Source organism: Aerococcus sp. BD502 (assembly GCF_057919555.1).
In genome coordinates this window covers 982251-996526 of the sequence record NZ_CP147972.1, presented here as the reverse complement: position 1 = coordinate 996526, position 14276 = coordinate 982251, and the positions used below count along the sequence as shown (strand labels likewise).

Sequence of the window (14276 nt, the reverse complement as noted above, 5' to 3'; positions counted from 1 at the left end):
TTAGAAAGGAGCCCCCATGCGCAGTGCCTACGAGCTTTTTATCGATGATGAAGCCTCCCTAAAACCCAAAGTGGGGGTCGATCCCACGCATTTAAGCCCCACCATGGGGCAAAGTTACCGGCCCTACAAAGCCTTACAGCCGGCCTGTGACTTCGCCTTAGCCTGGAATTTAAAAAAAGCCCGCGCAAGTCTAATCGCCGTCCAAGAAAACACAGCTCCCACCGAAGACTTGCATTTTCTCGCCCTGATGTTTGAGGTGGAACTCCTCCTGCATTACTTTCAAATGCGAACGGCCCAGGAAAAACTTCAGCTCGCCGTCAGCTTGCGGCCCAGCGATCCAGAAGTCCTGACCCTTTTAGCCCTATTAGCCTGGCAAGCTGAAGACAAAAAAGCACAAAAAGCCTACCAAGAAAAATTACAAGCCATCAGTACCCCGCTCGGCCAATGGTTTTTGGCCTTCATCCAAAGCCTTAACGCCAATTGGCAGAAAACGAGCTATGAACATGAAATTCCAAAAGGCCAAGCCCCAGCCGCTATTCTCGTTTACGGCCACCGTTTTGAAGCAAATGGCCAGATGTCGACCATGCTGAAAGAGCGCCTGGAAAAAACACGGGCGCTAGCAAAAAAATACCCCCAAGCCCAACTGATCTTAAGCGGGGCGGCTGCCCAAACCCCAATTGAGGAAGCAGAGGCCATGACAGATTGGCTGGTCAAGCGGGGCATAGACCAAAAGCGCTGCTGGCAGGATCGGTGCGCCAAGGACACGGTCGGGAATAACCTCGGCTTTGTGCGCATCTTAAAAGCGGGCTTCCCCAGGGTGCGAACGGTTTGGGCCCTCACTTCCCTGAGTCATTTGGCCCGCTCGCTGACCGGCCTTCGCTGGGCCATCGCCCAAGCCCAGCTGCCCATGCAAGCTTACGGCCTCGCTCCAGAACGCCCGAAGCCCCTAAATTTTCCTTGGTACGAAGATGTCTACTATGCCCTAACTATCTTCCGCAGTGCGGGCATGCTGGACCGTTCGGCCTACAACAATCTGCGCTAAACACAAAAAGTCATCGGTTTTAGTGCCGATGACTTTTTTCTGGCAAAAACAAAAGGAGTGATCCACTCTGGTTCACCCCTTTAAATATTTTACTAAGCGTTGAGGTCTAAAGGTTTAGCGTATTCCCGGGGTTTCTTCTCGAAAAGGTATTCCCCGTGGCGAATGGAAGCCAAGCATTCTACCCGCAAGCGTTGGGCTTCAAAAACGTTAGGCGCATCCAAGACAATAAAATGAGCGGGCTTGCCTTCGTCTAAGCCGTAAACATCCTCTAACTGCATCAGTTTTGCGCCATTGTAAGTGATCAAGTCAAAGTTCTTGGGAAAATCTTCCTCCCGCATCAATTGGGTCGCATGCAGGCCGTTATCTAAAATATTCATCAAGTTACCCGAGCCGGCTGGATACCAGAGATCCACGATCGAATCTTGGCCAAAAGCAACATTAATGCCATGGTCGACAAATTCCTTGACCCGAGTGAGGCCCCGCCGCTTGGGATAGGTATCTTGGCGGCCTTGGAGGAAGAGATTTTCCGTCGGGCAAGAGACAAAGTTCAAGCCTGATTGGCGGAAGAGACCCAGCATGCGGAAGGCATAGGCATCATTCGCCGAACCGAAGGAGCAGGTATGGGAAGCGGTAGTGGCTTGACCATAACCTTGCTTCATCGCTTCCGCATTCAGAAGTTCTAAGAAGCGTGCTTGGTCGTCGTCCGTTTCATCACAGTGAACATCGATGAGTTTATCGTATTTAATGGCTAGACGCACAATTTCATGAATGGCTTTGGCGCCATCTTCCGCACTCCATTCATTATGAGGAATCCCACCCACACAGTCTGCCCCCAATTGCAAGGCTTCTTCCACGAGATCCCGGCCGGTTTTACCTTCTTCCTGATAGGAATACATGCCATTTTGAGGGAAGGCCACGACTTGAATGGTGATTTTATCCTTCAAGGCATCCCGCACTTCAAGGGCAGCTTTGATCCCGGTCAAATTGGGATCCGTACAGTCCGTTTGCGCACGAATAAATTGCGTCCCATAGGAAGCTACATCATGAACAGCATGGAGGATCCGCTCCTTCATTTCTTCCTTGCTGGTGCCTTTCTTGTAGTCATTCCATAGGTCAATGGCTTCAAAAAGCGTGCCCGATTCATTCTTGATCTGGTCATCTTGGCCGGTGAAATAATAATCCAAGTGCAAGTGCGAATCCACATAAGGGGGTAGGACAAGTTTACCGTGCAGGTCAACCACTTCATCCGCCTCATCTAAATCCACACCAAAGGCCTTAAAAACGCCATCTTCCACAAGAATTTCTGAGGCCTCATCGTGCTTGTAGATCTTCGCATTGATGAACTTTTTAGTACTCATTAACATCCCTCCACTAAGTAGGCGTAATAATTATATTATATGGTTTTTTATTCATCATAGCAATTAAATCACACTACCAATGCTTTTATAATAGGCTTTCTTAGCTTTTTGTATTTTAAAATCTATCATAGATCATAATGGTTCGATAGACAGGAGCAGGGGGCTTGGACAAAAGATGAAAGTCATCGAACGCTTCCTCGCCATTATTCACCGGAACGTCAAAATGACTAAGCTTGACTGCAGCAGCCACCTCCTAGATTCCCATCAAGCCGATCCGTCATTTCGCACAAGAAAAAAAGCCCGAGCCTGGAGGGGGTTCGGGCTAAGTGTCTAATAGTTAGTGGAGGTGGCTATGGAGGACGGCCATAGAGTATTAGCCATTATTTTTTCTTGTCGTCATCGCCTCCTTTCTTCTCATCATCAGTATCGGCCTCTTCTTTATCAGCTTTCTCTGATTTTTCTTTAGTATCCTTATCAGCTTTTTTCCCTTGCTTTTCTTCTTCTTCCTTGGCCATCTTCTGCAAAGCTTCGTCGCGCTTCCCTTCCCATTCCTTCTTCAGGGTTTCATATTGCTCAATCGTAACCGGCTTATCTTGGATACGCAAGTATTTGAAGCGAGCATCGGTTGGTCCGGCGAAGGCAAAGGGGCCTGAGAATGGTACCGCCTTGGTGACCCGTGGTACTGCTGCTTCCAAGTTGATCGGTAAGAGCAGCACGTTTTTCAAGAGAACAGCTTCCGCTTCCGCAAAGAGTTCGTTGCGTTTTTCAATATCAGACGTTTCCTTGCAGGCTTTTTCATAGAGTTCATAGTATTTGAAGAGCTGGCCAGCTTCTTTGGCTTCTTTATTCTTGTCAAGGCCGGTTTCTAGTCCCATGGAGGTCATCATTTCCCCATCATCAGGGTTGACGATACTTAAGTAAGTCGAAGGATCACGGAAGTCTGGCAGCCAGCCACTGGCCGTCGAAATATCATAATCCACGGCGTCCGGCGACGTCGCATTAAAGGTGGCGTTCAAGTAGTTATCCTTGCTCAGTAAGTTCAAATCAATCACAACATTGTCGCTGCCCAGTACATCCTCGATCGTTTTTTTCATGGATTTCCCCCAGTTCACCTGGATTTCATCCTGTTCTTGGAGCGGTAAATCCACATGGATTGGGAAATCGACCCCTTCAGCTTCGAGGGTTTTCTTCGCTTCTGCAAAGACTTTCTTAGCCTTATCAGGATTGAAGTAGCCGTCTTGGCCGTCTGCGAGGTCAACATCCCCAAAATGCTCCGGATCGAGCTCATGGAGTTTTTCTTCTAATACTTCCCCGTAAGTCCGATCGCCAACCATGACGAAGTCGCCTGGGACAATAGTGTTGCGCACCCGTCCGGCCGCATACTCATTCCCCACTTGCTGGGCCATGTAAGTCTCCCGGTCAAAGGCAAAGAGCAAAGCCTGGCGGAAGTCCGGATTGAGAATCGCTTTTTGCGTATCGGCTTTTTCTTTATCGGTGGTTTTCTTAGTCGCATTATAAGACTGACGGTTAAAGTTAAACTGACCATAGAAAGTCCCCGGTCTAGCCATATTTACCGTAATAGCATCTTTGTAAGTCTTTTTGACTTCTTCATAAATCGGTAGGTTCGGTAAAACGGTAAAGGAGACGAGGGCATCATCATTAAACATTCGGAAATAGGCTTCTAGGTCTGAACCATCGTTGAAGGTATAGGTCACCTTTTCAATATGAACATTATCCTTATCCCAATACTGATCATTCTTCACATATTCAATAGCGGATTTAACGGTCAAATTAGCAAGGCGATAAGGCCCGCAATAGAGAATGGAATCCGGTTTTAGGGCACCAAAGTCCTTGCCCTTCGATTTGAGGAATTCCTCATTCAACGGCCAGAGGATCCCATAAGTGGTTTTCGAGTTAAAATAAGGCTCAGGCGCTTCTAACGTATACTCAACCGTATAGTCATCGAGGGCTTTAACGCCCACGTCTTCAAAGTCTTTGACCTTACCGTCCATATAGGCTCGTAAATTTTTAATGGAGTCAGAGACGATAGGCAAACTATCCGACTCAACGTCCACCGCATGTTTCAAGCCGGTCACGAAGTCTTGAGCCTTCACCTCAGCATAGTCGTTCCCATCCACGTCCACCCACCGCACGCCTTCGCGCAGGTGGTAGGTATAGGTTCGCCCATCCTCACTGACCTCATAATCCTTGGCCAGGGCGGGGATATAGTTCCCGTACTGATCCGTTTCAAAGAGCGGTTCGATAAAGTTTACCGTATGATCCGTCGTTGAGGCCCGGGCACTCTGCAAATAGTCCAAAGTTAAGGGATCCGTCCCGTAAGTTGCCTTAAAGTCATCAACCAGCTTGGCCCCCTCTGGCAAGTTTTTCTCAATTTCTGCCGTGCTCGGGCCCTTATCCCCACTACTTTGCTTCTGCTCCGTCTTCCCACCGCAAGCAGCTAGTAAAAAGCCTGCGGTCGCTGTCAGTGAGAGCAGCTTCATCCATTTGCGTCTCATTGTCATCTCCTCCAATTTCTATAGGGGTACAGCAAATGTTGTTCTAGGACAACTGCTTGCTATTATCATACCTGCTTATTAAGAATTTGTCTAGTCTTTTTCTTATTTTTTTGTAATTTGTCCTACAATTCGCACCTTTTTAAAGGAAGCAAAACAAGACTTTTCAAGCTTTTTCTTACCAAGTAACAGCCAGCCCCTTGCCTAGCCTAAGCACTCATAAGCCTTAGTTTTAGGAGTTTTTGAGAAAAAAATGAGAGAATGACTGGTGCGACTTCACCTCCTCAGGTTTCATTCTCGCCGAAAAGTTTTCACAAATAATAAGTTTTCATTAAGATCTTTACTGTTTTCTTATTTCATGAAAATATAAGAAAAACAGGCTAGCATTGAGCCTGTTTTAAGAGTTCAGCGTCAGCGCCTAAGCGTCCACCAGAAACTGGGCTTATTGATCCTCTGCAGTGGAAGTCGTCGCTTCTTTTGCCTCGGTCGGTTGGTCTCCAGCAAAATGCTTGGCTTCCTCCTCGGCCGCCTTTTTATTTTCTGCTGCTAATTGGCTGTCCCATTCGCCCTTTAATTTATTGTACTGATCAACGGTCACGGGCTTATCTTGCAAACGCAGGTACTTATAGCGCAATTCCGTAGGCCCAGCAAAGGCAAAGGAACCCGTGAAAGGCACAGCCTTCGTCACGCGGGGGACGGCGGCTTCAAGATTAATCGGCACGAAAAGGACGTTTCTCAGTAAGACGGCCTCCGCCTCAGCAAAGAGAGTATAGCGCTTGTTGAGGTCATTTACTTCATTAACAGCTTGTTCGTACAAGTCGCCATATTCTTTTAGGCCCGCTTTTTCCTTAATCTGCTGATCCTTAGTGGGATCCCCCGACAAGCCCATCGCAACGAGCATATCCCCATGATCGGGCTTAGCAATGCTTAAATAGGTCGATGGATCTCTAAAGTCAGGCGTCCAGCCACTGGCAGTCGTGATATCATAGTCGACAGCATCGGGCGAAGTCGCATTATAGGTGGCAGCATTGTATTTGTCCTGGTTCAAAAGGTTCAAGTCTAAGACAACATTCTCCTTACCCAAGGACTCTTCGATGGTTTGCTTCATCGATTTGCCCCAGTTCACTTGGATATCATCCTGCTCTTGGATAGGCAAGTCAATATGAATAGGGAAATCCACCCCGTCAGCCGCCAAGGCTTGCTTGGCATCAGCAAAAATCTTCTTCGCCTTGTCCGCATTGTAGTAGCCGTCTTGGCCATCTGCCAGCTTCACATCCCCAAAATGCTCAGGATCTAGTTTTTGCAATTGACTTTGCAAAATATCGCCATATTCCTGGTCACCTACCATCACAAAGTTTGGTGGTACAATCGTATTACGCAGGCGTCCGTTGGCATACTCATCGCCTACTTGCTGAGCCATGTAGGCTTTCCGGTTAAAACCAAAGAGGAAGGCCTGGCGGAAATCACGATTGAGAATCGCTTTTCGGGTATCTTCTTTTTGCTTGTCATTTTTCTTCAAGGTCGCTTGGTAAGACTGGCGATTGAAGTTAAACTGCCCGTAATAAGACCCGGGGCCAGCTGGCTTGACCGTAATAGCATCAGCATATTGTTGCTTCACTTGGTCAAAAATAGGCAAATTAGGAAAAACAGTAAAGGCGACCAGGGCATCATCATTAAACATGCGGAAGAAAGACTCCAAGTCCGAGCCGTCGTTATAAGTTAATGTGACGGTATCGATATGGACATTATCCTTATCCCAATAGCGGTCATTTTTAACGTATTCAATGGCAGACTTCGCCGTTAAATTCGCCAAACGGTAAGGGCCGCAATAGAGAATGGAATCAGGCTGCAAGGCCCCAAAATCCTTCCCCTTCGATTTCAGGAACTCTTCATTGACCGGATAGAGAATCCCATACGTGGTTTTTGTATTGAAGTAAGGTTCCGGCTTCTCCAAGGTGTACTGGAGCGTATGATCATCAACTGCCTTGACCCCCACTTCAGCAAAGTCCTTAATTTCCCCATCCATATACTTGCGCAGATTTTTAATCGTACCGGACACAATGGGCAGGGCTTCCGACTCCACATCAGCGGCGTGTTTAAGCCCGGTAACAAAATCCTGGGCCTTCACCTCCGCATAATCATTGCCGTCTACGTCCACCCATTGAACCCCTTCACGCAAGGTGTACGTCCAGGTCAAGCCGTCCTCACTGACCTGATAATCCTTAGCGAGTGCTGGAGTGTAATTTCCATACTGATCCGTCTCATACAAAGGATCGACAAAATTAACCACGTGCTCTGACGTCGTACTCCGATTGCTCTGTAAGTAATCTAAGGTAAGGGGATCATTGGCATAAGTTGATTTAAAATCGTGTGTTAATTCTGCTCCATCCGGCAATTGCTCCTGAATTGCCTGCGCTTCTGGATCATTTTCTTCTTTTTTTTGGGCGGTATCCTCGCCACCACATGCCGCTAATAAAAGGCCGGCAAGGCCACTGAGAGCCATCAATTTTGACCATCTCTTTACCACGTTTATCTCCTCCAACATTAAAACTCCACACAAGCTGGCCAGCTCGCCTTGCTAAATTAGTTTCACTATACGCTTCATTTAAGTTTTTGTCTAGGCATTTTCTCATTTTTTCTTCATTTTTTATCATGAAAAATATATAAAAAACCGCCACCAAGGACGCGGTGACGGCAAGCAAGCCATATTGAAAACCATCAATGTAAGCAAGTCAAAACAACCTTTATCATAGAAATATATTTTCTATAGCGAAATGATCGTTCTTAATTTTGTGAAAAGATCATTTTTATCGATCATGTAAAGCGTGAAAATAAATAAATTATCGTCAAATAATGAGAATTATTCATGATTTCCTTATAAACAATAATGATCTCGCTATTGATAAGGTTCCGCTTGAGCTGCATAGAGTTCTCGGTAGTAAGCATTATGATGGAGGAGGGTATCATGCTTCGCAAAGCCAAGTACACGCCCCTCTTTCAACAGTAATACGCGATCTGCCTGGCGAACTGTCCCCAAGCGATGTGTCACGTACAGAACCGTCCGATCTTCACCGAGCTCCAATAATTTCTCTAGTACTTCACGCTCAATTTTGGGATCCAAAGAAGCGGTCGGCTCATCGAGCACCAAAAAGCGCGCCCGGGAGTAAAAGGCTCGAGCTAAGGCAACTTTTTGCCATTGCCCACCTGAAAGCTCCACCCCCTCTGAAAAGCGCTTCCCGAGCATCTGTTCTAGAGGCAGATCCTCCCTAAAGCCTGCCGCCCATAAAGCTTCTCGGCAAAGCTCTCCCCCTGCCGGTTGATCCAAGTCAGCAAGCTGAACATTTTCCGCCAAGGTTAAGTCAAAAGGCGCAAAGTCCTGAAAAATAGCGGCAAAATTTTTTCGATAGTCGAGCACATCAAAGCTTTGAATATCTTGCCCATCCAAAGTAATTTCCCCCCTGGACAAGGGATATAAGCGCAGCAAGCATTTCACAAGCGTTGATTTCCCAGCACCATTTTCACCAACAATCGCTATTTTCTCTCCCTGCGACACCGTGAAGGAAAGCTCATCTAAGGCAGGCTTGGCTTGCCCAGGATAGGAAAAGGTCACCTGATCAAAGCGAAGTTCCTCAAAGTCGCCTGACCAAGGCAACTGACCCGGCTGGCTGTCTTCGGGCAAAGCCAAAAAGTGAAAAAGTTTCTTCATATAGAGCAGCGTATCATAAAGCATACTTGAATCGGTTACCAAGCGATTTAAACCTTGCACAGCATAAAGGATGGCTGAGGTATAAACGGCCAAAGTCCCTAGCCCAAAAGTCCCTTTGGCAATCCCACTAGCAATAAAATAAAAGCCATAGGCCGCCAAGCCCCCAGTCACCAGCAAGTAAAGAGCGGATAAGCCAAAACGCTTCAAGCGACTATGCTGCACTTTTTGTAAAATCCCTCTAAACTGCGTCCGATATTTCCGAAGAAAGAAATCATATAAATTATAAAGTCTAACCTCCTTAATGGCACGGGCATCGAGCAAGGCTTTGGTATAGTAGGTTAAGCGTCTGGAATCTTGACTGTTGGAAACTAAAACCTCAAAGGCTTCCTTTTGAATCCGATAGGACATCCAGGCCTGGGGAAGGATCGATAGAAGCAATAAAACAGTGAGCAGCCAATGAAAACTTGCCAATAGAGAAAAAATAGAAATAACCATCAAAAATTGACTGAGAATACTGGTGCCAAAAATCAGCAAATTCACCGGCCGCCAGCTCGCCTGGTCACTCAGCAATTGAATTTCATTATAAAAATCAGGATCCTCATAATAAGCAATACTCTGAAGCTGCTGGGCCTTTGTCATGAGTTGTTCATTAAAATAATAGGTTAAGCGATCCGTTAATTGCCCCTGAATAAAAGTGGTCAAGGGATCTAAGAGATTGCCTAGCATGAAAAGCAAGGCCCAAGCCAGTAAATAGGGCCAAGCTTGGGACAATGCCTTGGCTTCAAGCGCCTCTAAAACCTGATTCAAGCAGTAGAGACTGGCTGTCGGGACGAGGGCTTGCAGGGGGGTGCTAGCGAGAAGAAGCACACTTAACATTTTAGAGGCTCGCCAAACGAAGTGAATACTTTTACCATAAAGTTTGAGGTACTGCCACCAAAGACTAAAGCGATGGGCCATAAATCTCTCCTCCCTTTCTTTGTTAATAAACAGGGGGCAAGTTTTTGCCCCCTCACTACCATAGCCATTTAATGGCTAAGCCTTTTTATCATCCTTTTCTTCCTTTTTGTCCTCAGCCTCTCCTTCTGATTTATCTTTCTCCTTGTCTTCTGTCTTCTCGTCTTTCTTCTTGTCGCCTCCCTTAAACTTGCTGGCTTCTTCTTTAGCTGCTTCTTCATTAGCTTTAACGCGAGCGGCTTGCCACTCTTTCTTCAGTTTGTCGTATTGCTCGTTGGAGACAGGCTTGCTTTGAATGCGCATGAATTTGTAGCGCCCATTGGTGGGGCCAGAGAAGGAGAAAGGAGCAGTAAACGGAATAATTCTGGTGACTCGCGGCATGGCTGCCTGGAGATTAATCGGAACAATCAACACGTTATCAAGCATCAAGGCCTCCGCATCGGCAAAGTACTCATAACGCTTCTCTAAATCATCCACCTCATCCAGTGCCTTATGGTAGAGTTCTCCATAATCATAAATTTTGCCAGCTTCCTTGGCCTCTTTATCCTTGTCGTACCCGCTCTCCATCCCCATAGAGATGAGTAACTCCCCATTATTGGGGTCAAAAATATTGAGATACGTCGAAGGGTCACGGAAATCGGGCAGCCAGCCACTCGCCGTCGAGATATCATAGTCAATGGCATCCGGCGAGGTCGCATTGAAAGTCGCATTGTAGTAGTTATCCTGATTGAGTAAGTTCAAGTCCAAAACGACATTCTCTGCTCCCAGAGATTGTTCGAGGGTTTTTTTCATGGATTTACCCCAGTTCACTGCAATTTCATCCTGCTCGAGGATCGGCAAATCAATGCGGATTGGGAAATCTACGCCTGCTGCGCTCAGCTCCTCCTTCGCCTCTGCAAAAACCTTTTTCGCCTTATCAGGATTATAGTAGGCATCTTGACCATCAGCAAGATCGACATCGCCAAAATGCTCCGGACTCAATTGGTGTAGCTTATCCTGCAGTACTTCACCATATTCCTTCTCACCAATATTCACAAAGTTTCCAGGCACCAGGGTGTTTCGGATCCGTCCAGCTGCAAACTCGTCCCCCACTTGCTGGGCCATGTAGGCCTTGCGGTCAAAGCCAAAGAGGATGGCTTGGCGGAAGTTTTTATTTAAGATCGCCTTTTGCGTGTCTTCCTTTTGCTTGTCTGTTTCTTTTTTCGTGACGTTGTAGGAGCGGCGGTTGAAATTAAATTGCCCATAGAAGGAACCTGGCATGGGCATATTCACCGCAATTGAATCCCCGTATTCCTTCTTAACCTCCTCATAAATCGGAAGATTGGGCAAGACGCTGAAGGAAACGATCGCATCATCCTTGAACATGCGGAAGAAGGCTTCCAAGTCCGACCCATCATTATAAGTCAAGGAGACTTTCTCAACGTGCACATTATCAGCATCCCAATACTGGTCATTTTTGATATACTCAATCGATGATTTAGCGGTAAGATTAGCTAAGCGGTAGGGACCCGAATAGAGAATGGAATCGGGTTGCAGGGAACCAAAGTTATCGCCTTTCGATTTCAAAAACTCCTCATTGACTGGGTACATGACCCCATAGGTACACTTGGTATTAAAGTAGGGTTCTGGTTTTTCTAAGGTGTACTGGAGGGTATAGTCATCCAAGGCCTTGACCCCCACATCCTTAAAATCTTTCACTTCCCCATCGATGAATTTCCTTAAATTCTTAATGGATTCTGACACCATGGGCAAAGCTTCAGAGTCTACCTCCACCGCATGCTCTAAACCAGTGACGAAGTCCTGCGCCTTCACTTCCGCATACTCGTTGCCATCAACATCCACCCATTGAACTCCCTGACGCAAGGTGTAGGTCCAAGTGAGTCCATCTTCACTGACTTCATAATCAGTTGCAGCCGCCGGAATATAATTCCCAAACTGGTCTGTTTCATAGAGCGGTTCAATAAAGTTCACCGCATGGCTGGCGGTCGTATCTCGGTTACTCTGCATGTAATCTAAAGTGAGTGGATCGTTTAGGTAAGTGGCTTTGTATTCATTGACGAATTCCGCCCCTTCCGGCATGTCCTTTTCCAATTCCTGGGTATTCGGGGACTTAGACCCATCGGCCGTCGATTTTTTACCTTGATCCCCCTGGCCACAAGCCGTTAACAGTAAGCCTGCTGTAACAGTCAGCGTAAGCACTTTCCTCCAACTTGCTTTCATTTTAATCTCCTCCAAAAATTTTGGTAACAAGCAATACGAACAAATTACCTTTCAGGCAATGGCAGCATCATTAGCTTGAGGTCTCTTTAGGTTTTCTGAGCCAAGAATTTGCTAGTAAATTCATATTTTTCTTACAATTCACTCAATAATCTTAAAACCAAAGGGAGGCTAAAGCCCCCCTTGCTATTAACTTACTCCTCCTTATCCTTTTCATCTTCCTTATCGTCTTCTTTTTTCTCGTCTTCTTCTTTCTCGTCTTCTTTTTTCTCGTCTTTCTTCTTGTCGCCTCCCTTAAATTTGCTGGCTTCTTCCTTGGCTGCTTCTTCGGCAGCTTGTTTGCGGGCTTCTTCCCATTCTTTCTTCAACTTATCGTATTGTTCATTGGTCACCGCTTCGCTTTGAATGCGCGTGAATTTATAACGATTCCCAGTTGGTCCTGAGAAGGAGAAGGGTCCTGTGAACGGAATAATGCGCGTAACGCGTGGTACCCCACCTTCCAGGTAGATAGGCAAGATCATCACATTATCAATCACCAAGGCTTCCGCATCGGCAAAATACTCATAACGTTTCTCCATATCATCAACTTCATTGATGGCTTTTTGGTAGAGTTCACCATATTCATAAATTTTAGCGGCTTCCTTGGCTTCCTTGTCATTATCGTAACCGGATTCGATACCCATGGAAATGAGCAATTCCCCATTGTTCGGGTCAAAGATATTCAAGTAGGTAGAAGGATCACGGAAGTCTGGCAGCCAGCCACTAGCTGTCGAAATATCATAGTCGATAGCGTCTGGAGTGGTCGCATTAAACGTGGCATTGTAGTAGTTATCCTGACTGAGCAGATTCAAATCAATCACGACATTATCGGTCCCCAAGGAATCCTCTATGGTTTTCTTCAAGGATTTCGCCCAGTTCACCATAATCTCATCCTGCTCAAGGACTGGCAGGTCAATATGAATAGGGAATTCCACTTGATCAGCTTCTAATTCCTTTTTCGCTTCATCCAGTACTTTATGGGCCTTGTCCACATTGTAGTAAGCATCTTGGCCATCAGAAAGATCGACATCGCCGAAATGATCGGGGCTAAGCTCGTGAAGTTTTTCCTCTAGGACTTCGCCGTACTCCTTATCGCCAACGTTGACGAAATTGCCAGGAACTAAGGTGTTCCGCACTCGGCCAGCTCCGAATTCATCCCCGGCTTGCTGGGACATGTAGGCCACGCGGTCGAAGCCGAACAGAATAGCCTGACGGAAGTTTTTATTGCGAATTGCCTTTTGGGTATCTTCTTTTTGCTTGTCCGTTTCCTTTTTCGTGACATTATAGGAACGGCGGTTAAAGTTAAATTGCCCGTAGAATGTCCCAGGACGAGGTAAGTTAACCGCAATGGAGTCGCCGTATTCCTTCTTCACTTCTTGGTAAATGGGTAAAGTCGGCAAGACCGTGAAGGAAGAAATGGTGTCGTCCTTAAACATACGGAAGAAGGATTCCAAGTCGGACCCATCGTTATAGGTAAAGGATACCTTCTCCAAGTGAACATTATCAGCGTCCCAGTATTGGTCGTTTTTAATGTATTCAATAGAGGATTTTGCCGTTAAATTAGCCAAACGATAGGGGCCAGAGTAGAGAATAGAATCCGGTTGCAAGGAACCAAAATCGTCCCCCTTCGATTTTAGGAACTCCTCATTGACGGGATACATGACCCCGTAAGTACATTTCGTATTGAAGTAAGGTTCAGGCTTCTCCAAGGTGTATTCAAGGGTGTAGTCATCAATCGCCTTCACGCCAACTTGGTCAAAGTCCTTGATTTCCCCATCCATGAATTTCCGTAGATTCTTAATGGATTCGGACACCATGGGGAGGGCTTCCCCTTCCACATCTACTGCGTGCTTCAAGCCGGTGACAAAGTCCTGAGCCTTCACATCCGCATATTCATTGCCGTCCACGTCGACCCATTTCACTCCTTCGCGTAGGGTGTAGGTCCAGGTGAGCCCATCTTCACTGACCTCATAGTCCGTGGCGGCAGCCGGAATATAATTCCCGAATTGGTCGGTTTCATACAAAGGCTCGATAAAGTTCACCGCATGGTTGGCCGTGGTGTCCCGGTTACTTTGCATATAGTCCAAAGTCAGCGGGTCATTTAAGTAAGTCGCCTTAAATTCATCCGTGAATTCAGCGCCTTCCGGCATCTCCTGCTCTAATTCTGCGGTGTCTGGGGCCTTATCATTCCCACCTGAAGCCTCCTCCTTGGGCTTATCATTCTGGCCACAAGCCGCCAGCAGCATGCCCGCCGTAGCGGAAAGCGCTAGCAATTTCATCCATCGTGCTTTCATGTACATCTCCTCCAAAAATTTCCTCCAACAACAATACCATGCACTCAAATAGGCAGTGACAGCGCTTATCTGAGTGATTGCTTATATTCTACCCTTTATTTTTAAAAAAGTCTAGTTAAATCTTATTTTATCGTTAATATTATGGAGGAAAAA

7 protein-coding genes are annotated in these 14276 nt (G+C 46.5%); 1 reads left to right on the top strand and 6 read right to left on the bottom strand.

From position 1 onward, the window contains the following. The first annotated feature begins 16 nt into the window (after window positions 1-16). On the top strand, window positions 17-1042 hold the full coding sequence (locus WF803_RS04600) for a YdcF family protein (protein ID WP_489610380.1): 1026 nt from the start codon (window positions 17-19) through the stop codon (window positions 1040-1042). Window positions 1043-1134: 92 nt separating this feature from the next. Here WF803_RS04600 and WF803_RS04595 read toward each other — a convergent pair whose 3' ends face one another. From WF803_RS04595 to WF803_RS04570, 6 genes are all read right to left on the bottom strand, one after another. Further along, a complete protein-coding gene (locus tag WF803_RS04595; protein WP_489610379.1) occupies window positions 1135-2400 on the bottom strand; it encodes an amidohydrolase family protein in 1266 nt (421 codons plus the stop codon). 380 nt (window positions 2401-2780) lie between these two features. Beyond that, complete coding sequence (locus WF803_RS04590) at window positions 2781-4916, bottom strand: peptide ABC transporter substrate-binding protein (RefSeq protein WP_489610378.1); 2136 nt, start codon at window positions 4914-4916, stop codon at window positions 2781-2783. Window positions 4917-5355: 439 nt separating this feature from the next. Continuing rightward, window positions 5356-7440 carry a peptide ABC transporter substrate-binding protein gene (locus WF803_RS04585; protein ID WP_489610377.1) on the bottom strand — a complete coding sequence of 695 codons (2085 nt, stop codon included), beginning with the start codon at window positions 7438-7440 and terminating at the stop codon, window positions 5356-5358. A 369-nt stretch (window positions 7441-7809) separates the two neighbouring features. Then, a complete protein-coding gene (locus tag WF803_RS04580) occupies window positions 7810-9576 on the bottom strand; it encodes an ABC transporter ATP-binding protein (protein ID WP_489610376.1) in 1767 nt (588 codons plus the stop codon). A gap of 75 nt (window positions 9577-9651) precedes the next feature. Beyond that, window positions 9652-11793: a peptide ABC transporter substrate-binding protein gene (locus tag WF803_RS04575; protein WP_489610375.1), complete on the bottom strand. Its 2142-nt coding sequence runs from the start codon at window positions 11791-11793 to the stop codon at window positions 9652-9654. A 191-nt stretch (window positions 11794-11984) separates the two neighbouring features. Next, complete coding sequence (locus WF803_RS04570; RefSeq protein WP_489610374.1) at window positions 11985-14123, bottom strand: peptide ABC transporter substrate-binding protein; 2139 nt, start codon at window positions 14121-14123, stop codon at window positions 11985-11987. Between the last annotated feature and the right edge of the window lie 153 nt (window positions 14124-14276).